Here is a 24,357-nt window from a genome sequence, read left to right on the forward strand (position 1 = left end):
CGGAATGGCCGAACACGACAACGTCACCCAGTTGACCGACTACGACTCCCTGGATCCGCTGCGCGAGCAGTACCAGGAAAGTCTGATCACCACGCCGGTGCTGCGTCAGGAGTTGCGGGAGCACCATGTCGCCCTGCTGTGCATCGACTTGCAGTATCTGGATGCCGCGCGCGGCCACGGCGTGTTCGCGAACTCCGCCGACTCTGGCGTGCCGCTGGAGGCCCAGGAGTATTACTTCAATCGCCTGGAACAGACGGTGCTGCCCAATGTGCGCCGCCTGCAGGATGCCTTCCGCGAAGAGGGGCTGGAGGTGATCCATACCCGCATCCGCTCGCTGACGCATGATGGCCGCGACCGCAGCCCGGGCCACAAGCGCCTGAACCTGCATGCGGCCCCCGGCTCCAAGGATGCCGAGTTCGTCGAGCAGGTGGCCCCGGTCGGGGACGAGATCGTGCTGGACAAGACCGCCAGCGGGGTCTTCAACTCCACCAACCTCCACTACATCCTGCGCAACCTGAACATCAGCGCGCTGTTCATCGTGGGCGTGTATTCCAACGAGTGCGTATCCACCGCCGTGCGGGATGCCTGTGACCTGGGCTTTTATGTCACCCTGATGGACGACGCCACGGCCACGGTGACGCCGGAGATGCAGAAGGCCACGCTCACGACCATCAAGGACCGCTACGCCCGCGTGATGACCACCGACGAGGCCATCCGCGAGATCAAGAAGGTGCAGGAGGCTTCGTGACCGGTCTCGACGACCCGATCCTCCCGACCTCCATCGCCTGGGGGCTGCTGGCGGCGTTCAGCGTCCTCTGGGTGGTGCTGGGCTGGTGGTTGGGTCGTCGCAACAAGACCGCCGAGGATCACATGCTGGCGGGGCGCAACGTTGGCCTGGCGCTGGCCACCGCCACCGCGATGGCCACCTGGGTCACCGCCAACACCACGATGACGGCCCCGCAGCTGGCGCTGCAATTGGGCGTCTGGGGCATGCTTGGCTACTCGCTGGGCGCCCTGGGCCTGATCCTGTTCGCGCCGCTGGCGCGGCGCATCCGCGAACTGATGCCCGAGGGCTTTACCTCCGGCGACTTCATCCGGCTGCGCTACGGCAAATTCACCTGGCGGGTGTTCCTGGTGGTGTCACTGATCTACGCCTTCGGCTGGCTGGTCTCGATGGCGATGGCCGGCGGTGTGCTGATCAACGCCCTGGCCGGCATCGACTACCGCGTGGGCATGACCGTGATTTTGACCGTCTGCGTGCTCTACACCCTGCTGGGCGGCCTGCGCGCGGTGATCGGGACCGACTTCATCCAGACCGTCATCATCATCGCCGGTGCGGCGTTCATCGCCTGGCTGACCATCGACAAGGTCGGCTTCGAGGCGATCCACTTCAACCTGATGGAAGAGCGCCCGGAGCTGCTGAACCTGCTGTTCCCGGCCGCGATCATGTTCCTGTTCAACAATCTGCTGTTTGGCGTCGGCGAGATCTTCCACTCCAATGTCTGGTGGTCGCGCGCCTTCGCCTTTGGCCGCAACGTGGGTTTCCGGGCCTACCTCTTTGGCGGCCTGCTGTGGCTGCCAATCCCGATCGTGGCCGGCTTCATCGCCCTGGCCACGCCAGCGCTGGGCCTCAACGTGCCCGCCGCGGACATGGTCGGGCCGCTGGTGGCCGCCGAGGTGCTGGGCCTGACCGGGGCGATCGTGGTGTTCATCGTGGTGTTCGCCGCGCTCGCCTCCAGTCTCGACTCGCTGCTGGCGGCCACCTCGGACCTGGTGACCCGCGACATCTACCGCGGCCACATCCGCCCGCAGGCCAGCGAACAGCACCAGTTCCACGCGACCAAGGTGATCGTGGTGCTTCTGGGCCTTGTGACCTGGCTGGCGGCCAGTTACCGCGGCGAGCTGCCGATCGTCGGCTCGCTGGCCGAGCTTCTGTACTTCACCGGCGCCTTCGTGGCCTCCGCGATCTGGCCGATCGTTGCCGGGCTGTACTGGCAGCGGGCGAACCCGCAGGGCGCGGCCTGGTCGATGATACTGGGGTCGGGCATTGGCCTGGCCAGCTACTTCCTGATTGGATTTTATGTGGCCGCGCTGGTCGGGGCCGCTGTCTCGCTGGCCGTGATGGTGCTGAGCACCTGGTTGATGCCGCGGCCATTCGACTGGGGCCGCCTGGCCCGTCCGGACGGCGAGGTGGTCGCATGACGATCTCCATTACAGCCCTGTCCGTGATCGTGATCATCGCCACACTGGTGGCGAGCCTGACCCCGATCCTGCTGATTGCCCTGTTTATCCGCGACTGGAAAAAAGGATGCCTCTGGTGAACTACACCGAAGATCCCCTGCACGTGCTCCACCCGAAAGACGGCGCCGCCGGTACCGACCGGCCGAAGGCGTTGCTGGCGGCGGTGGAGGAAGACCCGGACCCGCTTCTCAAGCTGGCGGCCTCGCATGTGGTCTCCAGCCAGCAGTTCTCGCGCGACGAGCTGCTGCAGCTGTTCCGCCTGGCGGCGCAGTACGAGACCACGCCGGCGCTGATGCACCTGCCGCTGGCGGGCAAGATCCTGATCAGCGCGTTCTACGAGCCGTCCACGCGCACGCGGCTGTCGTTCGAGAGTGCATGGCACCGCCTGGGCGGCTCGGTCATGTCGATTACCGATCCCAAGAGCACCGGTATTGCCAAGGGCGAATCGCTGGCGGACATCGCCGAGATGTTCAACAACTACGGTGATGTGCTGGTCCTGCGCTCCTCCGACGGCGAGGCCGCGCACAACATGCTGGAGAACCTGCGCATCCCGCTGGTGAACGCCGGCAACGGGATCGACGAACACCCGACCCAGGCGCTGGCGGACGTCTACGCCCTGGCCAAGTGGCGCCCGGAGCTGTTCACCGGCGAGGTGGCCCCGGAGCAGCGCATCAAGGTCGGCATCATCGGGGTGCCCTCGCGCATGCGCACGGTGCGCTCCCTGCTGCGCCTGTTGAGCCTGTTCCCGCAGGCGATCGACGAGATCGTGCTCGTCTCGCGCGAGGACGAGAATTTCGATCCGGGTCAGCGCGAGGAACTGGAAGAGGCCGGGATCTCGCTACGCGTGGTGCACGACCTGGACCCGGCTCTGCCGGATCTGGATGTCGTGTACATCAACGCGATCGCCTGGGTGGGTGACACCTTCGAGGCGATGGGCGAGGGGCTGAAGCTGGATCGCCACTCCCCGCTGAAGGAGGGCGCGGTGGTCCTGCATCCGCTGGCGCGAGGTGAAGAGCTGTCCACCGACCTCGATGCCACCCCGCACAACTGGTATTTCGCCCAGGCCCGCGGGGCCGTATTCGTGCGCATGGCGCTGCTGACCACGGTGGTACGCCGCATCAGCGCGGTGATGGATACCCCGGACGGCTGACGCCGCCTTTTAGTTGAACCGCGAGCGGCGTGGCGCGCCGGGCCTTCCCGGCCCGCGCCCCGCTCGCCCCGAACGGATAACCAAGGAGACATGCCATGTGTGGCATCGCAGGAATCTTTCACGCCGACCCGACCCGCAAGGTCGACCCGCAAACGCTGGTCAACATGGCCGCGATCCAGTATCACCGCGGCCCCGACGGCTTCGGTTACCGTACCCAGGATGACCGCGGTGTGGGCTTTTCCCATGCGCGTCTGTCGATTATCGACCTGGACGAGAACCGCGGCCGTCAGCCGTTCTGCATGGACAACGGCGAGATCATGACCGCGGTCAACGGCGAGCTGTACGACTACAAGCGCATCCGCACCGATCTCACCTCGCGCGGGGTGAAGTTCCGCACCAAGAGCGACTCCGAGATGGTCATGCACCTGTACCAGCGCGAAGGGCTGGAGGACGCGGTCAAGCATTTCCGTGGCGAGTTCGCGATCTCGCTGTACGACCGCAAGCACGACCGGCTGATCCTGATCCGCGACCGCTTCGGCATCAAGCCGCTGTACTTCACCGAGGCCAACGGCAGCTTCGTGTTTGGCTCCGAGCTGAAGGTGCTGTTCGCCAACCCCGATGTGCCGCGCCAGTTTTCCGATGACGGCCTCTACCACCAGCTGATGCAGACCATGGTGCCCGGCACCACCGCCTTCGAGGACATCCAGCAGGTGAAGCCCGGCCACATGGTGATCGTCGAGCGCGCCCACGGGAAGCTGAAGATCCGCCAGGAGAAGTACTGGGACATGGACTTCCCGCTGGCCTCCGAGCGCCCGCCCGAGAGCGAGACCGACGAGGCGTACTGGATCGAGGGCGTGCGCGACCAGCTCATGGAGGCGGTGCAGTTGCGCCTGGAGGCCGACGTGCCGGTCGCCTGTTACCTCTCCGGCGGGATCGACTCCTGCATCACCCTGGGGCTGGCCTCGGCCAGCCAGCAGGCGCCGGTCAAGGCCTTCACCATCGGCTTCGACAACGACGACTATGACGAGACCGCGATCGCCCGCGAGATGGCCGAGAGCGTGGGTGCCGACCAGGACATCATGACCCTGGACGCCAACCACCTCTACGACAACTTCGAAGAGGCCCTCTGGCACGCCGAGCGCACCATCTACAACACCCTGGGTGTCGCCAAGTTGCTGATGAGCCGCCACGTGAACAAGGCCGGCTACAAGGTCGTCGTCACCGGCGAGGGTTCGGACGAGCTGTTCGGCGGCTATCCGGCCTTCCGCCGCGACATGTTCCTGCACGGCCTGGATACCCTGCCGGAGGCCGACCGCCAGGCCTGGCAGCAGATGCTGAACGAGTCCAACGAGCTGGTCTCCGGTGCGATGCTGGCCGAGGACGAGGTCAACGACCCCGACTTCACGCAGATGATGGGCTTCACCCCGTCCTGCCTGCAGCCGTGGCTGGCCGCGGCCGACCACGTGCCGGGCCTGCTGCACCCGAAGCGCCGCGAGCGCATGCAGGACTACAAGCCGGGCAAGGCGATCGCCAACGCCCTGGATGACGACATGCTGGAAGGCCGGCATCCGCTGGACAAGGCTCAGTACGTCTGGATCAAGACCATGCTGGAGGGCCAGATCCTGACCTGGGGCGGCGACCGCATGGACATGGCCAATTCGATGGAGGCGCGCCCGCCGTTCCTCGATCACCACCTGGCCGAGTTCGCCGCCCACCTGCCGCCGACCATGCGCATCAAGGGCAAGACCGAGAAGTATGTGCTGCGCGAATCGATGAAGGGACTGCTTCCGAAGGTGCTCTACGAGCGCGAGAAGTTCGCCTTCATGGCGCCGCCCGCGCACACCGACCCGGTCAAGTGGGCGGCGATGAAGGCCCTGGCCGATCGCTATCTGTCCCCGGAGAAGGTCGCCGAGGCCGGGTTGCTGGACCCGGAGGGCGTGCGTCAGGTGTTCGAGCTGCACGAGTCCGAGGACACGCCGGCCGCCACCCAGGTTCAGCTGGACGCGGTGATCAACCACATGATCGGGGTCCAGGTGCTGCACGACAAGTTCGTCGCCACCGACATCCCGGCGCTGGCGCGGCAAAAGGCCGAGGAGTTCGGCTGGCACGCCTGATCACGGGTGCAAGCCTCGAGTGACCCAGAAGGCCCCGCGGACCTTGGTCCGCGGGGCCTTTTTCGTTCTTGCCAACAGGGCCGGTCGGGGTCTCGATGGGGGTGAGCGCCCTCATCCGTTGCTGGTTGCGCACGGATCGTGCGCGACCGCCACAAAAAAGCCGCCCGCGGCCAGGGGCCGGGGGCGGCTGATGGCTTCGCGGCCCCGAGGGGCCGGAAGCGGCGGCCTTACAGGCTGTAGTACATGTCGAACTCGATCGGATGGGTGGTCATGCGCATCTGCGTGACGTCTTCCATCTTCAGGTCGATGTAGGCATCGATCATGTCGTCGGTGAACACGCCACCCTGGGTCAGGTATTCGCGATCCTGGTTCAGGGCTTCCAGCGCCTGGTCCAGCGAATGGCAGACCTGCGGAATGCCCTTCTCTTCTTCCGGCGGCAGGTCGTAGAGGTTCTTGTCCATCGCGTCGCCCGGGTGGATCTTGTTCTGGATGCCGTCCAGGCCGGCCATCAGCATCGCCGCGAAGGCGAGATACGGGTTGGCGGTGGAGTCCGGGAAGCGCAGCTCGACGCGACGGCCCTTCGGGTTCATGACGAACGGGATACGCAGCGAGGCGGAGCGGTTGCGGGCGGAGTAGGCCAGCATGACCGGTGCCTCGAAGCCCGGCACCAGACGCTTGTAGCTGTTGGTGGACGGGTTGGTGAAGGCATTCAGCGAGCGGGCGTGCTTGATGATCCCGCCGATGTAGTACAGCGCGGTCTCGGACAGGCCGCCGTACAGGTCACCGGAGAACAGATTCTTGCCGTCCTTGGACAGTGACTGGTGCACGTGCATGCCGGAACCGTTGTCACCAACGATCGGCTTGGGCATGAAGGTCGCGGTCTTGCCGTGGACGTGGGCCACGTTCTGGATCACGTACTTCAGGATCTGCACCTCGTCGGCCTTCTGCGTCAGGGTCGCGGGACCCACGCCAATCTCGCACTGGCCGGCGGTCGCCACCTCGTGGTGGTGCACCTCGGTCTCGAGGCCCATCTCGGTCATCACTTCGCACATGGTGGAGCGGATGTCGTGCAGGCTGTCGACCGGCGGGACCGGGAAGTAGCCGCCCTTCACGCCCGGGCGGTGACCGATGTTGCCGTCCTCGTAGACGCGCTCGGAGTTCCAGGAGGCCTCCTGGGAATCCACGCGGCAGTAGGAGCCGGACAGGGTGCTGCCCCACTTCACGTCGTCAAAGATGAAGAACTCGTTCTCCGGGCCGAACAGCGCGGTGTCGGCGATGCCGGTGCTCTGCAGGTAGGCCTCGGCGCGGCGCGCCAGGGAGCGCGGGCAGCGGTCGTAGCCCTGCATGGTGGCCGGTTCGACCACGTCGCAGCGGATATTCATGGTCATGTCTTCGAAAAACGGATCGAGGACCGCGGACTCGGCGTCCGGCATCAGGATCATGTCGGACTCGTTGATTCCCTTCCAGCCGGCGATCGACGAGCCGTCGAACATCTTGCCTTCCTCGAAGGTCTCTTCGTCGATGTCGTGGGCCGGCACGGTCACATGCTGTTCCTTGCCCTTGGAGTCGGTAAAACGGAAGTCGATGAAGCGAACTTCCTTTTCCTTGATCTGGTTCAGCACGTCGGCTGCGGACATGGGGATCTCCTTGGTCTTTACTTGAGTCTTCAAAGGTGGCCGGCCGGCCCGTCGGGCGCTTGCGCGGCGTCGCGGTTCATTATGCAGGCATCATGCCATCCGGTCCTGTTTGGCCCGGGCGCGCGAAAAACGGGCACCCGGGGCGCCCCGCCGCATCCTGGATGCACCAATCTGGTGCCTCATCTGCACAACTTTTGTGCGCATCGTGGTGGTCCGCACCTAATGAGTGCAGGGCCGATAGAGTAGCGTGACCTCGCCCAGCATGTCGCCTACCCCGGGATGGCGGTGCAGTCGGTCGGCCAGGGCCTGGGTGCGGGCCTCGAGGTCTGCCGGCGCGGCTGCCCCGTCAAGGCGCAGGGTCAGCGTCACGTGTACCCGACCGCCGAGATAATGCAGCGACAGGTGCTCCACCGCATCCAGCTCCGGGGCGTCCGCCCAGGCCTCGCGCAGCGCCTCCACCAGCGTCGGGCGCAGCGGCAGCATGGAACTCCGGGCCTGTTCCGCGTCGTTTTCCGGGTCCACGTGCACGGTGATGTCGTTCACGCGGTCATGTGCATCGGTCACCGCGTGGAACACCGCATCGGCAATCCGATGGCCCTCGGAGACCGAGATCATCGGCGCGACCTGGATATGCACGTCCACGACGACTTCGCTGCCGTGGCGGCGCGTGCGTAGCATGTGCGCATCCTTGACCCCGGGCACATCCATGATCGTGCGGTGGATGCGTTCGACCTTCTCCGGCTCCAGGGCCGTATCGATCAGCTCCGCCGCGCTGCGCACGATCAGGCGCCCGGCGATATGCAGGATGAACAGCGCCACGATCAGCGCCGCCAGGGCATCCGCCCACGGGAACCCGGCCACCGCAGCGGCCACCCCGGCCAGCACGAACAGCGACGAGATCGCATCCGTGCGGTGATGCCAGGCGTTGGCATCCAGCATCCGCGACTTCAGGCGCTTCGCCACCCGGTGGGTGTACTGATACAGGCCTTCCTTGGCCACCAGGGTCAGCAGGGCAAAGGCGATCGCCATGTTTGCGGGGCCGGTCATGGCCTCGGGCTCGACCAGGCGGTTGCCGGCAGCCCAGGCAATCGCCAGACCTGCGAGCGCCAGAAAGACCCCGACGATCACCGTGGCCAGGGTCTCGATCCGCGCGTGACCGTAGGGGTGTTCCTGATCGGGGGAGGCGGCGGCCTTGCTCGCCGCGAACAGCACCACCCCGTCGGTGATCAGGTCCGACAGGGTATGCACGCCGTCCGCCACCAGGGCCTGCGAGTTCAGCAGCCAGCCACTGACGAGCTGCGCCACGGCGAGGAAGCTGTTCACGGCCGCGCCCACCAACGTGACCCGGCGGGTATCACGATAGCGCTGGCCGCTCTCCGGCGTGATCGAAGGTCCGGAATTGGCGAGGGGGTCGCTCAGGGCCACTCTCCCGAACAGAATCAGGGCCCCAGTATGGGCGCGCTTTGGCTGCATGCAAAACGCCCGCGCCAACGCGAGCGGTGGCCGTGGCCGAAGCCGGGCCGATATACTGTCGGCTTTGCCCTGACCCGGGATCCCGCATGTCGCAAGAACGCACCCCGCCCAGCAGCAGCCCGACCTTCCAGGACCTGATCCGCCGCCTGCAGGACTACTGGAACGATCATGGCTGCGTGGTCCTGCAGCCCTACGACATGGAGATGGGCGCGGGGACCTTCCATCCGGCGACCTTCCTGCGCTCCATCGGGCCGGAGCCGTGGCGCGCGGCCTACGTGCAGCCGAGCCGCCGCCCGACCGACGGGCGCTACGGCGACAACCCCAACCGTCTGCAGCACTACTACCAGTTCCAGGTCCTGCTGAAACCCTCGCCGCCGGACATCCAGGCGCTCTACCTGGGCTCGCTGGAGGCGCTCGGGTTCGACACCCTGACCCACGATGTGCGCTTCGTCGAGGACAACTGGGAGTCCCCGACGCTGGGCGCCTGGGGGCTGGGCTGGGAGGTCTGGCTCAACGGCATGGAGGTGACCCAGTTCACCTACTTCCAGCAGGTGGGCGGGCTCGACTGCCACCCGGTCTCCGGCGAGATCACCTACGGCCTCGAGCGCCTGGCGATGTACCTGCAGGGTGTGGAGAGCGTCTACGACCTGGTCTGGACCAACGGCCCGGACGGCCGCGCGATCACCTACGGCGACGTCTACCACCAGAACGAGGTGGAGCAGTCCACCTACAACTTCGAGCATGCCGACCGCGACGCCCTGTTCGCCGCCTTCGACCAGCACGCGACCGAGAGCGATCGCATGATTGAGCTGGGCCTGCCCCTGCCGGCCTACGAGCAGATGCTGCGCGCCTCGCACAGCTTCAATCTGCTGGATGCGCGCGGCGCGATCTCGGTCACCGAGCGCCAGCGCTATATCCTGCGCGTGCGCGAGCTGTCGCGGAACGTCGCCCGGAAATACTACGAGTCGCGCGAGGCCCTGGGCTTCCCGCTGTGTGCCGAAGACGACGCGAACAAGCCCGACGCCGCCTGAATCCCGCAATCCCGCGCCGGCCGGCCCCCTGGGTCGCGCGGCGCGTACTGGACCCAACCTGGACCCGACATGGCCGAAGCCCGCGAACTCCTGATCGAACTTGGCACCGAGGAGCTGCCCCCGACCGCCCTAGCGCGCCTGCGCGACGCCCTGGCCGAGGGCCTGACCACCCGCCTGCGCGAGGCCGGGCTGGAGCCGGGCGAGCCCGAGGCCTTCGCCACCCCGCGGCGCCTGGCCGTGTTGTTCCCGAGCGTACCCGCGCGCCAGCCGGACCAGCTGCAGGAGCGCCGCGGCCCGGCGGTGGCCGCGGCCTTCGACGATGCCGGCGAGCCGACCAAGGCCGTGCTGGGCTTTGCCCGATCCTGTGGCGTCGAGGTCGAGCGCCTGGAGCGCGAGACCACCGACAAGGGCGAATACCTGGTGTTTCGCCAGCTGCAGCCGGGGCGCGCCCTCGGCGAACTGCTGCCGGAGATGCTGGAGGCCGCGCTGGACGCCCTGCCCACACCCAAGCGCATGCGCTGGGGCAGCAGCCGTACCGAGTTCGTGCGGCCCGCACACTGGCTGGTCGTACTGCACGGGCCCGAGGTGCTGGAGATGACCGTGCTGGAACAAACAGCGGGTCGGAAGACCCACGGCCACCGCTTCCATCAGCCCGGCGCCCTGGAGCTCAAGCGCGGGAACGACTACGCCGAGCGGCTGCGTCGCCCGGGGTTTGTCGAGCCGTCTTTCGAGGCGCGCCGCGAGCGCATCCTCGAGCAGGTCCACGAGCAGGCGAAGGCCCTGGGCGGGCGCGCGCTGGTGGATGCGGACCTGCTGGACGAGGTGACCGCGCTGGTCGAGTGGCCGGTGGCGCTGACCGGCGGCTTCGACCCGCGCTTCCTGGATGTCCCGCAGGAGGCGCTGATCTCCACCATGCAGGACAACCAGAAATACTTCCCGGTGGTCGACGAGGCCGGCCGCATGCAGCCGCACTTCATCGTGATCAGCAACATCGAATCGCGTGATCCGCATGCGGTGCGCGACGGCAACGAGCGCGTGTTGCGCCCGCGCTTCGCGGATGCCGAGTTCTTCTGGCAGCAGGACCGCAAGAAGCGCCTGGAGGAACGCCTGGAGGCGCTGGACTCGGTCGTGTTCGAGAAGCGCCTGGGCACGCTGCGCGACAAGTCCATGCGGCTGGAGGCCCTGATGCAGCGCCTGGCCGGGCTGATGGGCCTCGACGCACCCCTCGCTGCGCGCGCCGCACGTCTGGCCAAGTGCGACCTGGTCACCCAGATGGTGTTCGAGTTCACCGAGTTGCAGGGCACCATGGGGCGTTACTACGCCCTGCACGACCGCGAGGACGAGACCGTCGCCGCCGCGATCGAGCAGCACTACTGGCCGCGCCAGTCCGGCTCCGAGCTGCCGGACGCCCCGCTCGCCCAGGCGCTGGCGCTGGCCGATCGTCTCGACACCCTGGTCGGCATATTCGCCATCGGCAAGCAGCCCAGTGGCACCAAGGACCCGTTCGCCCTGCGCCGCGCCGCGCTGGGGCTGGTGCGCATCCTGGTCGAGCGCGAACTGCCGCTGGCCTTGACCCCCTTGCTGCAGGCCGCCGCCGAACCCATCCGCGAACGCGTGCCGGAGGCCGATCAGGCCGTGGAACCGGTACGCGAGTACATCCTCGAGCGCCTGCGCGGGTACCTGCTGGAACAGGGGCAGGCGCACGAGACTATCGAGGCAGTGGCTGCGGTCGCGCCGGATGCCCCGCTGGATTTCGTGCGCCGCGTGCGCGCGGTCAGCCTGTTCCGCGAGCGCCCGGAGGCCGAGGCCCTGGCCGCCGCGAACAAGCGGATCCACAACCTGCTGCGCAAGGCCGGCGAGGAGGCCGAGGCGGAACTCGATCCGGAGGCCCTGGCGCTGGACGAGGAGCGTCAGCTGTACCAGGGCCTGCAGGCCGTGCGTCCGGGGGTCGAGCAGGCGGTGGCCGACGGTGACTACCTGCATGCCCTCGGCGAACTGGCAGGCCTGCGAGATCGGGTGGACACCTTTTTCGACCAGGTGATGGTGATGGCCGAGGACGCCGCAGAGCGGCGCAACCGCCTGGCCCTGCTGCGTGAACTGCGTCGCGCGTTCGAGACCGTGGCCGACATCGGCCGCCTGGCGACGGGGTAGGGCCGGGCGATGCTGCCCCTGATCCGAGGTCTGCTGTTCCAGCTGGGGCTCGTTGGCTCCATCCTGGTCTTCGGGCTGCTGGTACCGCCGCTGATCTGGCCGTTTTCCCGCCCCGTCCGCTACCGTGTCCTGACCCTGTGGGGCCGGTTCAACGTCTGGTGGCTGCGTGTCAGTTGCGGCATCGATTACCGGGTGCACGGGCGCGAGCACATCGACCCCTCGCGCCCGCATGTGGTGCTGTCCAAGCACCAGTCGGCCTGGGAGACGGTGGCCTTCGTCGCGATCTTTCCCATGCAGACCTGGGTGCTCAAGCGTGAACTGATGCGGATTCCCCTGTTCGGCTGGACGTTGTCCATGCTCGATCCGGTACCGATTGATCGCGAGGGCGGACGCCAGGCCCTGGAGAACCTGGTGGCCGAAGGCAAGCAGCGCCTGGACCAGGGCCGCTGGGTGATCGTGTTTCCCGAGGGCACGCGCGTGGCCCCGGGCGAACACGGGCGCTACCGTCAGGGCGGCGCGATGCTCGCAGTGCGCACCGGCTACCCGGTCCTGCCGGTGGCGCTGAACAGCGGGAGCTTCTGGCCGAAAAAGGGCCTGCGGCGCTATCCCGGCACCGTCGAGGTAGTGATCGGGGCGCCGATCGAGACCGCCGGTCGCAAGCCGGTCGAGGTGCTGTCCGAGGCCGAGAGCTGGATCGAGACCACCATGACCGAGATCGAACCTCGCCCCGCCACCCTGTCGACGGAGAAGCCCGATGGCCAGTGAACCCCTGATCAGCGCCCCATTGGTCGAACTGCGTGACCGGACCATCTACCGGATCGGCGATTCGGAACCGGCCGTGTGGCTGATCGACGACCTCGAGCTCGGCGGCATCCTGGTGAACGCGCCGATCTATTCGGAATCGCTCCTGGAGGCGCTCCGGGCCATCAGCAAGCCCGCGTACCTGTTCCTGCCCAGCCGGCATGGGGCGCAGGATCTGGATGCCTGGCGCGCTGCGGGACTGGAGACCCTCACGTTCGAGGCCGAGGCCCCGGCGATCCGCGCAGCGGGCGGCGAGATCGATATCGCCTTCAACCGCAAGCAGCGCCTGTCGCGCACCATCGACTTCCTGCCGATGGCCGGCGTAACCGATGGCACCTGTGCACTGCGCCTGAAGAATCTGCCCGGCGTGGTCTTCTTCGGCCCTGCCCTGGCCCCGGGCGCGGACGGCTGGCCCACGCTGATCCAGAACCCTGAGGATCATTCCTTCGAGGCACGCCTGTTCGGTGCCCTCGGAGTGAAGGATCTGAAGTTTGCCTACGCCTTCTGCGACCGCTTTGATCCCGCCACTACGCAGTTCGGCCCGGACGCTGACCAGCACATCCAGGCCCGCATCGAGGCCGTGTTCGACGACTAGGGTTGGGTGCCCGCGGCCTGGCGCGGCTGAGGGGTGTCCCTCGCCGATTGCCGCGGCGCGTTGCGCCTCGCAATGACCAGTTGGCCCGTTTCTCCGGCGCGGATTCGTGCGCGTCAGGCGCGGGTGATCAGGGTCTGGATCACGTGGCCGGCGGCGGTCAGGCCGAAGATCGCGGGCAGATAGGAGATGGTGCCGTTGACCGAGCGCGGGCGCCCGCCGTCGCCGACCGGCCGGTGCTCCGTGCCCTTGCGCGGCTGCTCGATGGAGAACACCACGGGGTAGTCGAGATGCGCGCCCAGGCGCCGCAGCCGCTTGCGCATCTGCCGCGCGAGCGGGCACACGCGGGTCTCGGTCAGCGGCCCTACGCGCACGGCCGTCGGGTCGATGCGCCCACCTGCGCCCATGCTCGAGATCACGGCCTGCCCGCGGGCCTGGGCGGTCGCGACCAGCGCGGCCTTGCAGACAATGGAGTCGATCGCGTCCAGCACGAAGTCGGCATCCTCGGGGACCAGGTCGCCGATGGTGTCGGGCTGGAGGAAGTCCTGGCGAATGATGACCTCGATGTCGGGATCGATGTCGCGGATGCGGTTCGCCATGATCTCGGTCTTGGGCCGGTCCACGGTGGAGCGCAGCGCGACGAGCTGGCGGTTCAGGTTGGAGGCCCCGACCACGTCGTGATCGGCGAGGGTCATGCGTCCGACCCCGGCCCGCGCGATCGCCTCGGCCGCGTAGCTGCCCACACCGCCCAGTCCGGCGATGAAGACATGCCGATCGCGCAGGCGCGCGGTGACGTCATGCCCCAGCAGCAGATCCGTGCGTTCGGTAAAGGGATTGTGCGGGGCGTCGGCGGGCGAGCTCATGCAGCGGAACCGGTCGGGAGCCGGAGGACCCGGCGTGCGTTTTGTGACGTGATTATAGCCATCTCGGCCGGATCCATGTCTCGCAGGGCCGCGAGCTGGCGGTTGACCTCGGCGGTCATGGCCGGTTCGTTGCGCTCGCCCTGGTGTCCGGCCAGCGGTTGGTCCGGGGCGTCCGTCTCCACCACCAGCGCCTGCAGCGGTGCGTCGCGCACCACGCGGTGCAGTTTCTTTGCGCGCTCGTAGGTCACGGGTCCGCCGATCCCGAGTGCAAAGCCGAGATCCGCCGCCTGCCGAGCCTGCTGCGGACTCCCGATGAAGGCATGCAGGATGCCGCTGATGCCGGGGTACTGGCGCAGGCCCTTCAGGACCTCGTCGAGCGCGCGTCGGCTGTGGATGATCACCGGCAGATCGCGCTCCCGGGCGATGGCCAGTTGCCGCGTATAGAACCGCCACTGACGGTCCCAGTCGAGCTCCTGGTGGTAGCCGTCCAGTCCGATCTCGCCGACGGCGACGGTCTCCGGGTGCGCGTCCAGCCAGGGCTCCAGCGCGTCGAGGTCGTCATCGGCATGGTCCTGCAGGAAGATTGGGTGCAGACCGTAGGCGATATGCAGACCATCGTAGTGTCGGTGCAGGGCGTCCAGATCCGGCCAGCGGGCACGCGTGACGCCGGGCAGGACCAGCTCCTGCACGCCGGCGGCGCGGGCCCGGTCCAGCACCGCCGGGCGGTCCGGATCGAACGCGTCGAGGTCCAGGTGGACGTGCGTATCGATCAGGTGCAACGGATCCGACCTACGGACAGGGGTAGGTATAGCGGGCGTGGATCGCCTCGATGGCTTCCAGCACGGCGTCGGACAGGGTGATGTCGACGGTGGCGATGTTCTCGCGCAGCTGTTCCATGGTGGTCGCGCCGACCAGGTTGCTGGTCACGAACGGTTGCTGGTTGACGAAGGCCAGTGCCAGCTGGGTTGGCGTCAGCCCATGTTCGGCGGCGAGCCTGGTGTACTCGGCGGTCGCGGCCAGGCCGGATTCGTTGCTGTAGCGCTGGAAGCGCTCGAACAGGGTCAGGCGGGCACCTGCCGGCTTGGCGCCATCCAGGTACTTGCCGGAGAGCATGCCGAAGGCCAGCGGCGAGTAGGCCAGGAGGCCGGCGTCCTCGCGGATGGCCATCTCGGCCAGGCCCGCCTCGAAACTGCGGTTGAGCAGGTTGTAGGGGTTCTGGATGGAGACAATGCGCTCGGACAGGCCGCGGTCATGTGCGCGGATCCATTCCATGAAGCCCCACGGGGTCTCGTTGGAGATGCCGATGGTCCGCACCCGGCCGCTGTCGACCATGGCCTTCATGGCGGCGGCGGTCTCCTCGATCGGCGTGGCGTTATCGTCGGGCTTGTGGCTGTAACCGAGCTGGCCGAAGAAGTTGGTCGCGCGCGCCGGCCAGTGGACCTGGTAGAGGTCCAGATAGTCGGTCTGCAGCCGCTTGAGACTGTCGCTCAGGGCCTGCTCGATGTGCTCGCGGTTCAGCTGGGGGCCGCCGCGCAGGTAGTCGATCATGCCGGGGCCGGCGACCTTGCTGGCCAGCACGACCTGTTCGCGATTCTGGCGCTGCGCCAGCCAGTTGCCAATGTAGGTCTCGGTCAGGCCCTGGGTGTCTTCGCGCGGCGGCACCGGATACATCTCGGCGGCGTCGATGAAGTTCACGCCCTGCCCCAGCGCGTAGTCGAGCTGCTCGTGCGCCTCGGCCTCGGTGTTCTGCTCGCCCCAGGTCATGGTGCCCAGGCCGATCAGGCTGACTTCGATATCGGTACGTCCCAGCTTGCGGTACTGCATGCCTTCTCCCGGGGTGTGGTGGAGTGCGTTTCAGGTGAACAGGGTCAGGACCCCGGTGTAGCCGTACAGGCGGTTGGCGAAGATCTCGCCATTGGCGAAGAAGCCGACCAGGGGTACGTCCCCCAGTCCCTTTTGCACGATAGCCAACTCCGCGCCTTCCTGCCCGAACTGGTGGCGTCCGCGCCCGACACAGGAGACGTAGAGCGCCCCGCGAATGCCGTTGGGTGCCTGGGCGCGCACCTGTTCCAGCATGCGTTCCAGGTCGTCGCGGGCGGCCTGGCCGTCGCGGCGCACGAACAGGATCTGCGACCCCGGTTCCAGCATCTCGCCGATCGCGAGGACCTCCTGGTCCAGGTCCACCCCGATGATGTTGCGCACGCGATAGTCGCCGGTATCCGAGCCGGCGATGGGAAAGCCGACCAGGATGTAGCCCAGCGCGCGTTCCAGATCGCGCGACAGGACATCGCCGATGATGCCCTTGAATGCCGGCAGCGCCTGCTGCCCGTCCAGACGCACAATGATGTTGCGCCAGGTCTCGGTCAGCTCGTGCTGGCCGGGCAGCGGTGTGCAGCCCTGGCTGTGGCGCGCGGCGATGGCGACATCGTCGCGCAGCGCCAGGCCGGTGATGCCCGAGGCGGAGACCCCGTCGGCGATCTGTACCACGCCGGGCTCGCCGGAGTTGACACCCCCGGTGGCGAACCAGGCGGTCTGCTCGCCGATCTCCGTCAGTATGTCTTCCAGGCCCTCCGTTTGGGGGTCGGCATTCAGGATCAGACGCCCCGGGGTCTGCGGGTCGAGGAAGCCGTCCAGTTCCTGTACCAGATCCTCGAAGCGACGTACCGGATGGTAGATGACCCGAACACTGGATGCCGGGAACTCGCCGATCATCAGGGTCACACCGGGCTGCTCGTAGAGCTCGTCGCGCGGGCCGATGATCGCCATGGCCATGCCGCCGACGAAGTGATCGATCCCGAGGCCTTCGCGCAGGTGTTTCAGCAGGCTGCGGGCGTGGCGGCTCAGGGGGTCGGAGAGATAGATGAAGCCGACGCGTACCTGATCATCGCCACGCACCGGCTGTTCGCCGAGCTCGGCGACCAGGGTGGTGGCCAGGGCCCCGGGCTCGTCGCCGCGGGCGGTGGCGCTGCGAAAGGGTGTGGTCATAAACCGAGATGCTCCAGCATGCTGAGGGCCTCGTTGTCGTCGACCGGCAGGCCGGTGTGCACGTGCAGGCCGCCGTCTTCGGCGAAGACCAGGCGGGCGTGGTGGCGAGTGTCCAGTTCCTCCAGAAACCAGGCGATTTCGGAGGGGTGCACGGCATGCTGCCCGCGCGTCAGGTGGCGCACGAGGATGGCGTCCTCGCGTACGTCCAGAAACAGTGGCTGAGGGAGCTCCAGCGGCAGGATGTAAGTCTGCACCAGCCATTCCACCGGGGTGGGGCGCCGCCGCGGCAGCGGTCGGCTGTCCATGCGGAAGTGGCCCCCGCCGCCCGGCTGCTTGATCAGCTCCTCCAGCCAGTCTCCGTTGAAACCCTGGTGCACGATCAGCGAGCGTCCGTCGTAACGGCTGCGAAAGCGCTCCATCTGTTGGGCCGGCCGTGGCCCGAAGAGTCCGATCACGCCAACTCCGTCCTGTTGGTTAAAGCCCGAATCCTAGCGGAATGCCCGGCCTTGAACGAAAAAAGCCCCGCCGGAGCGGGGCTTGGGAACTTCTCTTGGGCTTGCGGATCAGCCGCGACGCGACAGCATCTCGTGGATGATCGGGGCCAGGATGACCTCCATCGCGAAGCTCATCTTGCCGCCCGGGACCACCAGGGTCTTGGGATCGGACATGAAGGAGTCCGGGATCATGTTCTGCAGGTACGGGAAGTCAATGCCGAGCTTCGCCGGATCCTTGAAGCTGATCACCACCATCGACTCGTCCGGGGTCGGCACCGCGCGGGCGATGAACGGGTTGGAGGTGTCCACCGTCGGCACGCGCTGGAAGTTGATGTCGGTGTAGCCGAACTGCGGGGTGATGTAGTTCACGTAGTCCGGCATGCGGCGCAGGATCGTGTCGACGATCGCCTCGGCGGAATAGCCGCGCTCGGCGTTGTCGCGGAAGATCTTCTGGATCCACTCGAGGTTCACGATCGGCACCACGCCGATACCCAGGTCCACGTGCTGCGCGGCGTCCACTTCGCCATTCACGACCAGGCCGTGCAGGCCTTCGTAGAACATCAGATCGGTGCCCGGCTGGATCTCTTCCCAGGGGGTGAACTCGCCCGGTCCAAGGTTGGTGCCAAGGCGCTCGTTGTGCTCGGCGGCCTCTTCGTCGGAGTGCAGGTAGTAGCGCTTCTCGCCCTGGCCGGTCTCGCCGTAAGTCTTGAACAGCCCCTCGATGCGATCGAACAGGTTGGCTTCGGGGCCGAAGTGCGAGAAGTGATCGTTGCCGTCGGCGGCGGCCTTCTGCATCGCCTCTTTCATTGCCTTGCGGTCATAGCGATGGAAGCTGTCGCCCTCGATCACAACCGGGCTGATCTGCTCGCGACGGAAGATGGACTCGAAGGAGCGCTTGACGGTGGAGGTGCCGGCACCCGAGGAACCGGTCACCGCAATCACGGGATGCTTCTGGGACATGGGATTTCTCCTTGCAAACGGGTTGCTAAAGGTTGCGTTTAACAGACTAGAAAATCAGGTTGAGCATGAACATGGCGACCACGGCGAACAGGATGGTCATGATGCCGCCCGCCTTCATGAAGTCCTTCACCCGATAGCCGCCGGGGCCCATGATCAGGGCGTTCACCTGGTGGGTCGGGATCAGGAAGGAATTCGAGGTGGCGATCGCCACGGTCAGCGCGAACACGCGCGGGTCGGCATCCATGCCCGCGGCCTGCGCGGCGATCGCGAAATTGATCGCCAGCGGCACCAGCAGCACGGTCGCGCCGACGTTGGACATGACCAGGGTAAAGAACGTGGCCAGGGCGAAGATCGTCGCCTGCAGGACCCAGGGCGGTACGGTGCCCAGCATGTCGAGCGTGTTCTGCGCGATCCAGGCCGCGGTTCCGGTGTTCTCCACCGCCATGCCCAGCGGGATCAGTGACGCCAGCAGGAAGACGGTCTTCCAGCTGACGGCGCGATAGGCGTTGTCGAGGCTGATGACGCCGGTCAGGATCATGCCCAGTGCGCCGGTCAGCAGTGCGACCGAGAGCATCAGGTCGGTGAACACGATCAGGCCCACGGTCAGCGCCAGGAAGAACAGCGCATGCGGCACCTTGGACGGTACCAGTTCCTCGCGCGGATAGTCCGACGTGATCACCACGAAATCGCGGTCCTGCTCCAGCCGGGCCAGCGATTCCCAGGTGCAGTGCACCACCAGGATATCGCCCGGCTCCAGGGGGATGTCGCGCAGCCCCTCGCCGTAGGTCTCGTTGCCGCGCTGGATGCGCATCACCGACAGGCCGTAGGTCTGGCGCATCGCCAGTTCGGTGACCGTCTTGCCGGCGAGGTTCGAGCCCGGCGCGATGGCGACCTCGGCGACGCCGGAACGCCCACTGTCCAGGGCGTTGGCGAACACGTCGAGATGGGTGCTGGGACGCTTGCGCGTGCCCTCGCACAGCTTTTCCATGCGTGACGGGCTGGCCAGCACGGCCAAGTGCGAGTTGGCCTGAATCTCGTAGCCGGTCCACGGTGCCATGCGCAGCTCGTCGCGCATGTAGGTGCCGACGATCGCGATCCCGGTCTCGCGCTCAATCTCGGCCACCGTGCGCCCAACCAACGGGTCGTTCTCCGGGACGAACAGCTCATGGATCTCGTAGGACAGGCCGTACACGCGCTGGAAATAGTCCTGTGCGCTCTCGCGCTGGGCCGACTTGGTCTTTACCGACGGCAGCACAAAACGGCCCAGCAGCACGAAGTAGACGATGGCGGTCGCCAGCAGGGCCAGCCCGATCGGGGTCACGTCGAACAGCTGGAACGGTTCCATGTCCGACGGCAGCAGGTCGTTCAGCAGGATCAGCGGGCTGGACCCGACCAGGGTGATGGTGCCGCCGACGATCGCGGCGAAGCCCATCGGCATCAGCAGGCGCGACAGCGGGATGTTCAGACGATTGGAGATGCGGCTCATCACCGGCATGAACAGCGCGGCTGCGCCGATGTTCTGCATGAAGCTGGAGATTACGCCGACGGTTCCGGAGACGGTCGGGATGATGCTTTTTTCGGTGGTGCCACCCACGCGCATGATGAACGCCGCCACCTTGTGCATCACGCCGGTCTTGTCCAGGCCGGCGCCGATAATCATCACCGCGATGATCGAGATCACCGCATTGGAGGCGAAGCCGCTGAACAGCTCTTCCTGGCCGACCAGCATCCCGAGTCCGGGCACCAGCGTCAGCAGGCCGAGCAGGACCATTACCGAGATCGCCGCCAGGTCGACCCGGATGATCTCGGAGACAAACAGGAAGATCGTGAACGCGAGCAGCGCAAGCACCACGATCATCTCGGTGGTCAGCGTAAGGTTTTCCATGTTCCAGTCGTGTCCTGAGGACCCGCGCCGGACGGCGCGTGGCCAGAAGCCGAAAAAGGGGACTCGTGCCGGGCGCAGGCGCCGAGGCGGGTCGGCGGAAACAGATTCCGCCTTTCCCTTGAAAGCGCGGGATTATTTCATCCCGCGGGCACGGACGCAAAAAATGCGCCGGCGTCGGGTTGGCGGTTCGGTCGGCGCGGGCCCGAGTGCTGGCGTTTGCCGGCATGTCGGTTATGCTTGGGAAAAAGTCCAGGTGGAGACCCCAGCATGTCCGAATCCGATGCCCCGATGTGCCGTTTCGAGACCATCGTCCTGGCGACGGATGGCTCCGAGTTCAGCGAATCCGCCGAGAATGTGGCGCTGGATCTGGCGCAGCGCTGTGGTGCGCGCCTGATCGTCGCACGGATTATCCGCACCGATACCCAGCACGATGCGTTGTCTCCGCCGCGCAGCCACGAGGCGAGCGTTGCCGGCCAGACCGATCTGGACGCGCTGGAAAAGCGCGCCCGCGAGGTGGGCATCGATGCCTCCATGATCCTGCGCCACGGGGTCGACCGGCACCAGGAGATCGTCGCCATTGCCGAGGAGTTCAAGGCCGGGCTGATCGTCATCGGCCGACGCGATCGCGGTGACCTCTCGCGCCTGATGGTGGGGGACGCCACGCGCAAGGTCGTGGGGCTCGCACCCTGCAACGTGATGATCGTCCCGCGCGGCGCCCAGGCGCCGCATCGCGGGCTTCTGGTGGGGACCGACGGCTCCGACCTTGGGGACCAGGCCGCGCGCGCCGCAATCGAGCTGGCCGGCTATTGCAAGCTTCCGATCACGATCGTGTCCGTGGCGGTCCCGGGGCAGAACGAGGAGCGGCGTCAGGAGGGCGTCCAGGCCATCCAGCGTCTGCAGGGCGAGGCCCGCGAGAAGGGGCTGGAGGCCGATGCGACCTTCGAGGAGGGGCGCCCCGAGGTTACCCTGCTGGAGGTCGCTGCGCGCGACCATCGCGATCTGGTGGTGGTCGGCAGCCACGGGCGTACCGGGCTCAAGCGTCTCCTGATGGGCAGCGTGTCCGAGCGCGTGATTGGCGGGGCTGACTGCCCGGTCCTGGTGGTCAAGAACGTCTGATCCGACCCGGCATCGCGCCGGGTATCATCAGGCGGGTTCGTCGGTGCGCCGGTAGAGCAGATCGGCGACCTTGTGGCCGCGTTGCTCCCCGCGCCGTTCGAACTTGGTCACCGGGCGTTCCGGTGGCCGGCCGGGAGCCGGGATCGGGCCATCCGGCACGAACCATGGCCGGCATTCCTCCAGCACCACCATCATGTGTTCGGCGTATTCGGCCCAGTCGGTCGCCAGATGCAGCCGCCCGCCCGGCCGGATGCGCGTCGCCAGGTGGCGCACGAAGGCCGGCTGGATCAGGCGCCGTTTGTGGTGGCGCTTCTTGTGCCAAGGGTCGGGGAAGAACACCTGCACGCAGTCCAGGCTGGCGGGCGTCAGGTAGTGCTCCAGCAGTTCCACCGCATCGATGTCGCTGACGCGCACATTGGTCAGGCCGCGCTGCTCCACCTCGCGCAGCAGATGTCCGACCCCCGGCCGGTGCACCTCGGTACCGATGAAGTCGCGTTCCGGCTGGTTCGCGGCCTGCTCGGCCAGGCTCTCGCCGTCCCCGAAGCCGATCTCCAGCGTCACGGGTGCCGTGCGCCCGAAAACGGAAGTCAGGTCCAGCGGTGCCGCGGGTGTCGGTAGCTGCAGGCCAAAGCGCGGAAACAGGTCGTCCAGTGCCCGCTGCTGGCCCGGCGTCAGCCGGCCCTCGCGGCGCACGAAGCTGCGGATACGGCGGTAGAACGGCTTGTCGTCCGCTTCGGCGTTGGCGTGGTCGCTCATGCTCAGCTGAAGAACAGGCCGGTCTGCGGCGAGGAGGCCGAGGCGTAGCGCCGCGGCGCCATGCGCCCGGCGCGAAAGGCCTGGCGCCCGCCGATGATCGCGTGGCGCATCGCCGAGGCCATCAGCACCGGGTCGTCGGCGGCGGCGATGGCGGTGTTCATCAGCACGCCGTCGCAGCCCAGCTCCATTGCGATCGCGGCGTCCGAGGCGGTGCCGACCCCGGCATCCACCAGCACCGGAACCGAGGCGTTCTCCACGATCTCGCGGATGTTGTAGCGATTCTGGATGCCCAGGCCCGAGCCGATCGGCGCGGCCAGCGGCATGATCGCCAGGCAGCCGATGTCTTCCAGGCGCTTCGCCAGCAGCGGGTCGTCGGTGGTGTAGACCATCACGTCGAAGCCCTCGGCCACCAGCGTCTCGGCGGCCTTCACGGTCTCGAAGACGTCCGGGTACAGGGTCTTCTCGTCACCCAGGACCTCCAGCTTCACCAGGTTGTGGCCGTCGAGCAGCTCGCGTGCCAGGCGGCAGGTGCGGATCGCATCCTCGGCATTGAAGCAGCCGGCGGTATTCGGCAGCAGCGTGTAGCGCTCCGGCGAGATCACGTCCAGCAGGTTGGGTTCGTCCGGGTTCTGGCCGATGTTGGTGCGGCGGATGGCGACGGTCACGATCTCCGCGCCGCTCGCCTCGATGGCATCGCGGGTCTGGTCGAGATCGCGGTACTTGCCGGTCCCCACCAGCAGGCGGGAGGTGAACTCGCGCGTGCCTACGCGGAACAGGTCGTCGGCGGACGCGGCCGATTCGGTCATGGTCATTCCTTCGTTGAAAAGTGGTCGCAGGCCGGGCGGCTGGGCAATCTAGCCGCCCCCGATTGCCTGCACGATCTCCACGCGATCCCCGGGTTTCAGGGGATGGGCCGCGTGCTCGCTGCGCGGGACCAGCTCTTCGTTCACCTCCACCGCCAGACGGCGACCGCCAAGGCCGCGTGCCTCGATCAGCGCGGCCAGGGTGGCCTCGCGATCATCGGGGAGTTCAAAGGGTTCGCCGTTCAGCTGAATCTGCATGGTTCTTCGACTGCTCAGTTTACCGTTGAGCCGGAGGCCGACAAGGCCTACAATCGGCGGCGCAAGCGGGTGTAGTTCAATGGTAGAACGGGAGCTTCCCAAGCTCTTAATGTGGGTTCGATTCCCATCACCCGCTCCATTCTATCAGGCTTCCCGGCCTCACCGGTCCCCGGAAAGCGGGATATGGACTTGCTCCAGATCCCTGTTATATCGTCGGAATCATGAACATCGACTCCAACAACCCGGATCTGCTCTCGGTCCACGCCGCGCGCGAAATGCTGCGCGAGCACGCGATCTCCCCGACCGAGCAGCGCGTCGAGATTGCCCGCGTGATGTTCGCCCGCCATCAGCACCTCAGCGCCGAGCAAATCCTCGGGCAGCTAATGCGGCATGCCTCGCGGGTGTCCAAGGCCACGGTGTACAACACCCTGAACCTGTTCGCCGAGAAGGGGCTGGTGCGCGAGGTTGTGATTGATCCGGCCAAGCTGTTCTACGACTCCAACCTGAATCCGCATCACCACCTATTCCATACCGATACCGGGCAACTGGAAGACGTGGATCCGGCGCGGATCGACATCTCCGATCTGCCCGCCCTGCCGGAAGGCAAGGAACTCGAGGGTGTGGACGTCGTCTTCCGCGTGGGCCGCCGCCGCTCCTGAGCCGGTGATCGGTCGATTGTCCGGGCTCGCCGGATTGTGGTCGGCACCGGCCCTCGCTATCATGTCGCGCTTCGCCGGTGTAGCTCAGTTGGTAGAGCAATCGATTCGTAATCGATAGGTCGGAGGTTCGACTCCTCTCGCCGGCACCAAACTTGCTGTCATCGTCGGACCAAGGGGACGATGACAGACCAGAGCCAGGGACAGGTCCGCCCTATTCGGACCATCGGAAGGGCGGTGTGGGTAGCACCGCCCTTCTTTTTTGCGTCCCCCGCTCGAATGTCGAGGCGTACTGCCAGGTGGCACGTACTGACTGGCTACAGGCGGCATGTAGAAGCCACCCGGTCCTTTACTATCCCATATCGGAATCCCCAGTCAAGCAAGGGTTTGC

The 24,357-nt window shown here is 66.8% G+C and carries 23 protein-coding genes and 2 tRNA genes; 13 read left to right on the forward strand and 12 right to left on the reverse strand.

The window, feature by feature from the left end; translation table 11 throughout:
- The first annotated feature begins 4 nt into the window (after nucleotides 1–4).
- From F618_RS0101305 to asnB, 5 genes are all read left to right on the forward strand, one after another.
- Nucleotides 5–748, forward strand: coding sequence for a cysteine hydrolase family protein (locus F618_RS0101305; RefSeq protein ID WP_018144911.1), 744 nt, complete (start codon nucleotides 5–7; stop codon nucleotides 746–748).
- On the forward strand, nucleotides 745–2,202 hold the full coding sequence (locus F618_RS0101310; RefSeq protein WP_018144910.1) for a sodium:solute symporter family protein: 1,458 nt from the start codon (nucleotides 745–747) through the stop codon (nucleotides 2,200–2,202). Before F618_RS0101305 ends, F618_RS0101310 begins: the two co-directional genes overlap by 4 nt.
- Nucleotides 2,199–2,321, forward strand: coding sequence for a hypothetical protein (locus tag F618_RS16520; RefSeq protein ID WP_018168760.1), 123 nt, complete (start codon nucleotides 2,199–2,201; stop codon nucleotides 2,319–2,321). Before F618_RS0101310 ends, F618_RS16520 begins: the two co-directional genes overlap by 4 nt.
- A complete protein-coding gene (locus tag F618_RS0101320; protein WP_018144908.1) occupies nucleotides 2,309–3,391 on the forward strand; it encodes an aspartate carbamoyltransferase in 1,083 nt (360 codons plus the stop codon). Before F618_RS16520 ends, F618_RS0101320 begins: the two co-directional genes overlap by 13 nt.
- A 95-nt stretch (nucleotides 3,392–3,486) precedes the next feature.
- Nucleotides 3,487–5,505, forward strand: coding sequence for an asparagine synthase (glutamine-hydrolyzing) (gene asnB / locus F618_RS0101325; protein WP_019567556.1), 2,019 nt, complete (start codon nucleotides 3,487–3,489; stop codon nucleotides 5,503–5,505).
- A 227-nt stretch (nucleotides 5,506–5,732) separates the two neighbouring features.
- Here asnB and glnA read toward each other — a convergent pair whose 3' ends face one another.
- Together glnA and F618_RS0101335 are read right to left on the reverse strand one after the other, a co-directional pair.
- Nucleotides 5,733–7,142, reverse strand: a complete 1,410-nt coding sequence (glnA, locus tag F618_RS0101330) for a glutamate--ammonia ligase (RefSeq protein WP_018175903.1) — start codon at nucleotides 7,140–7,142, stop codon at nucleotides 5,733–5,735.
- A gap of 219 nt (nucleotides 7,143–7,361) precedes the next feature.
- On the reverse strand, nucleotides 7,362–8,615 hold the full coding sequence (locus F618_RS0101335) for a cation diffusion facilitator family transporter (protein WP_026331107.1): 1,254 nt from the start codon (nucleotides 8,613–8,615) through the stop codon (nucleotides 7,362–7,364).
- A gap of 86 nt (nucleotides 8,616–8,701) precedes the next feature.
- Between F618_RS0101335 and glyQ the strand changes: the two genes are divergently transcribed.
- The 4 genes from glyQ to F618_RS0101355 all read left to right on the forward strand — a co-directional run bounded on the left by glyQ (nucleotide 8,702) and on the right by F618_RS0101355 (nucleotide 13,193).
- On the forward strand, nucleotides 8,702–9,646 hold the full coding sequence (gene glyQ, locus F618_RS0101340) for a glycine--tRNA ligase subunit alpha (protein WP_018144904.1): 945 nt from the start codon (nucleotides 8,702–8,704) through the stop codon (nucleotides 9,644–9,646).
- Nucleotides 9,647–9,715: 69 nt separating this feature from the next.
- Nucleotides 9,716–11,797: a glycine--tRNA ligase subunit beta gene (gene glyS / locus F618_RS0101345; RefSeq protein WP_019563041.1), complete on the forward strand. Its 2,082-nt coding sequence runs from the start codon at nucleotides 9,716–9,718 to the stop codon at nucleotides 11,795–11,797.
- A gap of 9 nt (nucleotides 11,798–11,806) precedes the next feature.
- On the forward strand, nucleotides 11,807–12,562 hold the full coding sequence (locus F618_RS0101350) for a 1-acyl-sn-glycerol-3-phosphate acyltransferase (RefSeq protein ID WP_018144902.1): 756 nt from the start codon (nucleotides 11,807–11,809) through the stop codon (nucleotides 12,560–12,562).
- Entirely contained in the window at nucleotides 12,552–13,193 is a 642-nt protein-coding gene (locus F618_RS0101355; RefSeq protein WP_019567558.1) for a hypothetical protein, read from the forward strand. Before F618_RS0101350 ends, F618_RS0101355 begins: the two co-directional genes overlap by 11 nt.
- Nucleotides 13,194–13,306: 113 nt before the next feature.
- Here the strand turns inward: F618_RS0101355 and F618_RS0101360 are convergent, their stop codons facing one another.
- The 7 genes from F618_RS0101360 to F618_RS0101390 form a co-directional block, all read right to left on the reverse strand.
- Nucleotides 13,307–14,053, reverse strand: coding sequence for a ThiF family adenylyltransferase (locus F618_RS0101360; protein ID WP_018649586.1), 747 nt, complete (start codon nucleotides 14,051–14,053; stop codon nucleotides 13,307–13,309).
- A complete protein-coding gene (locus F618_RS0101365; RefSeq protein ID WP_018144899.1) occupies nucleotides 14,050–14,832 on the reverse strand; it encodes a TatD family hydrolase in 783 nt (260 codons plus the stop codon). Before F618_RS0101365 ends, F618_RS0101360 begins: the two co-directional genes overlap by 4 nt.
- Nucleotides 14,833–14,842: 10 nt before the next feature.
- Nucleotides 14,843–15,877 (reverse strand): NADP(H)-dependent aldo-keto reductase, encoded by a 1,035-nt coding sequence (locus F618_RS0101370; protein ID WP_019567559.1) that lies wholly within the window; start codon nucleotides 15,875–15,877, stop codon nucleotides 14,843–14,845.
- Nucleotides 15,878–15,907: 30 nt separating this feature from the next.
- Complete coding sequence (locus F618_RS0101375) at nucleotides 15,908–17,038, reverse strand: FIST C-terminal domain-containing protein (protein WP_019567560.1); 1,131 nt, start codon at nucleotides 17,036–17,038, stop codon at nucleotides 15,908–15,910.
- Entirely contained in the window at nucleotides 17,035–17,493 is a 459-nt protein-coding gene (locus tag F618_RS0101380) for a hypothetical protein (RefSeq protein ID WP_018144896.1), read from the reverse strand. The genes F618_RS0101375 and F618_RS0101380 overlap by 4 nt, the downstream gene beginning before the upstream one ends.
- A gap of 108 nt (nucleotides 17,494–17,601) precedes the next feature.
- The gene (locus F618_RS0101385; RefSeq protein ID WP_018144895.1) at nucleotides 17,602–18,492 is read right to left on the reverse strand and encodes a phosphoribulokinase; all 891 of its coding nucleotides are present in this window, start codon (nucleotides 18,490–18,492) and stop codon (nucleotides 17,602–17,604) included.
- Between the two features lie 46 nt (nucleotides 18,493–18,538).
- Complete coding sequence (locus F618_RS0101390) at nucleotides 18,539–20,377, reverse strand: SLC13 family permease (RefSeq protein ID WP_019567561.1); 1,839 nt, start codon at nucleotides 20,375–20,377, stop codon at nucleotides 18,539–18,541.
- A gap of 267 nt (nucleotides 20,378–20,644) precedes the next feature.
- On the opposite strand from F618_RS0101390, the gene F618_RS0101395 reads away from it, so the two are divergent.
- Nucleotides 20,645–21,493: a universal stress protein gene (locus F618_RS0101395; protein ID WP_018938663.1), complete on the forward strand. Its 849-nt coding sequence runs from the start codon at nucleotides 20,645–20,647 to the stop codon at nucleotides 21,491–21,493.
- Nucleotides 21,494–21,520: 27 nt separating this feature from the next.
- Here the strand turns inward: F618_RS0101395 and trmB are convergent, their stop codons facing one another.
- The 3 genes from trmB to thiS are packed head-to-tail and all read right to left on the reverse strand — an operon-like array spanning nucleotide 21,521 to nucleotide 23,310.
- Nucleotides 21,521–22,249, reverse strand: a complete 729-nt coding sequence (gene trmB / locus F618_RS0101400) for a tRNA (guanosine(46)-N7)-methyltransferase TrmB (protein ID WP_019567562.1) — start codon at nucleotides 22,247–22,249, stop codon at nucleotides 21,521–21,523.
- 2 nt (nucleotides 22,250–22,251) lie between these two features.
- A complete protein-coding gene (locus F618_RS0101405) occupies nucleotides 22,252–23,055 on the reverse strand; it encodes a thiazole synthase (protein WP_018168745.1) in 804 nt (267 codons plus the stop codon).
- Between the two features lie 48 nt (nucleotides 23,056–23,103).
- On the reverse strand, nucleotides 23,104–23,310 hold the full coding sequence (gene thiS, locus F618_RS0101410) for a sulfur carrier protein ThiS (protein WP_018175889.1): 207 nt from the start codon (nucleotides 23,308–23,310) through the stop codon (nucleotides 23,104–23,106).
- 65 nt (nucleotides 23,311–23,375) lie between these two features.
- On the opposite strand from thiS, the gene F618_RS0101415 reads away from it, so the two are divergent.
- The 3 genes from F618_RS0101415 to F618_RS0101425 all read left to right on the forward strand — a co-directional run bounded on the left by F618_RS0101415 (nucleotide 23,376) and on the right by F618_RS0101425 (nucleotide 24,118).
- A tRNA-Gly gene (locus F618_RS0101415) sits at nucleotides 23,376–23,449 on the forward strand.
- A gap of 82 nt (nucleotides 23,450–23,531) precedes the next feature.
- Nucleotides 23,532–23,969 (forward strand): Fur family transcriptional regulator, encoded by a 438-nt coding sequence (locus F618_RS0101420; RefSeq protein WP_018144889.1) that lies wholly within the window; start codon nucleotides 23,532–23,534, stop codon nucleotides 23,967–23,969.
- Nucleotides 23,970–24,042: 73 nt separating this feature from the next.
- Nucleotides 24,043–24,118: transfer RNA gene (locus F618_RS0101425), tRNA-Thr, on the forward strand.
- Nucleotides 24,119–24,357 lie beyond the last annotated feature (239 nt).

The sequence above is a fragment of the Thioalkalivibrio sp. ALMg13-2 genome (genome assembly GCF_000381185.1).
GTDB classification, from domain to species: Bacteria; Pseudomonadota; Gammaproteobacteria; order Ectothiorhodospirales; family Ectothiorhodospiraceae; genus Thioalkalivibrio; species Thioalkalivibrio versutus.

Excerpts from the sequence above, each read along its gene's own strand:
- F618_RS0101305 (WP_018144911.1), top strand. The coding sequence starts at position 5 with ATGGCCGAACACGACAACGTCACCCAGTTGACCGACTACGACTCCCTG.
- F618_RS16520 (WP_018168760.1), top strand. The coding sequence starts at position 2,199 with ATGACGATCTCCATTACAGCCCTGTCCGTGATCGTGATCATCGCCACA.
- F618_RS0101320 (WP_018144908.1), top strand. The coding sequence starts at position 2,309 with ATGCCTCTGGTGAACTACACCGAAGATCCCCTGCACGTGCTCCACCCG.
- asnB (WP_019567556.1), top strand. The coding sequence starts at position 3,487 with ATGTGTGGCATCGCAGGAATCTTTCACGCCGACCCGACCCGCAAGGTC.
- glnA (WP_018175903.1), bottom strand. The coding sequence starts at position 7,142 with ATGTCCGCAGCCGACGTGCTGAACCAGATCAAGGAAAAGGAAGTTCGC.
- F618_RS0101335 (WP_026331107.1), bottom strand. The coding sequence starts at position 8,615 with ATGCAGCCAAAGCGCGCCCATACTGGGGCCCTGATTCTGTTCGGGAGA.
- glyQ (WP_018144904.1), top strand. The coding sequence starts at position 8,702 with ATGTCGCAAGAACGCACCCCGCCCAGCAGCAGCCCGACCTTCCAGGAC.
- glyS (WP_019563041.1), top strand. The coding sequence starts at position 9,716 with ATGGCCGAAGCCCGCGAACTCCTGATCGAACTTGGCACCGAGGAGCTG.
- F618_RS0101350 (WP_018144902.1), top strand. The coding sequence starts at position 11,807 with ATGCTGCCCCTGATCCGAGGTCTGCTGTTCCAGCTGGGGCTCGTTGGC.
- F618_RS0101355 (WP_019567558.1), top strand. The coding sequence starts at position 12,552 with ATGGCCAGTGAACCCCTGATCAGCGCCCCATTGGTCGAACTGCGTGAC.
- F618_RS0101360 (WP_018649586.1), bottom strand. The coding sequence starts at position 14,053 with ATGAGCTCGCCCGCCGACGCCCCGCACAATCCCTTTACCGAACGCACG.
- F618_RS0101370 (WP_019567559.1), bottom strand. The coding sequence starts at position 15,877 with ATGCAGTACCGCAAGCTGGGACGTACCGATATCGAAGTCAGCCTGATC.
- F618_RS0101375 (WP_019567560.1), bottom strand. The coding sequence starts at position 17,038 with ATGACCACACCCTTTCGCAGCGCCACCGCCCGCGGCGACGAGCCCGGG.
- F618_RS0101385 (WP_018144895.1), bottom strand. The coding sequence starts at position 18,492 with ATGTCCCAGAAGCATCCCGTGATTGCGGTGACCGGTTCCTCGGGTGCC.
- F618_RS0101390 (WP_019567561.1), bottom strand. The coding sequence starts at position 20,377 with ATGGAAAACCTTACGCTGACCACCGAGATGATCGTGGTGCTTGCGCTG.
- F618_RS0101395 (WP_018938663.1), top strand. The coding sequence starts at position 20,645 with ATGTCCGAATCCGATGCCCCGATGTGCCGTTTCGAGACCATCGTCCTG.
- trmB (WP_019567562.1), bottom strand. The coding sequence starts at position 22,249 with ATGAGCGACCACGCCAACGCCGAAGCGGACGACAAGCCGTTCTACCGC.
- F618_RS0101405 (WP_018168745.1), bottom strand. The coding sequence starts at position 23,055 with ATGACCGAATCGGCCGCGTCCGCCGACGACCTGTTCCGCGTAGGCACG.
- thiS (WP_018175889.1), bottom strand. The coding sequence starts at position 23,310 with ATGCAGATTCAGCTGAACGGCGAACCCTTTGAACTCCCCGATGATCGC.
- F618_RS0101420 (WP_018144889.1), top strand. The coding sequence starts at position 23,532 with ATGAACATCGACTCCAACAACCCGGATCTGCTCTCGGTCCACGCCGCG.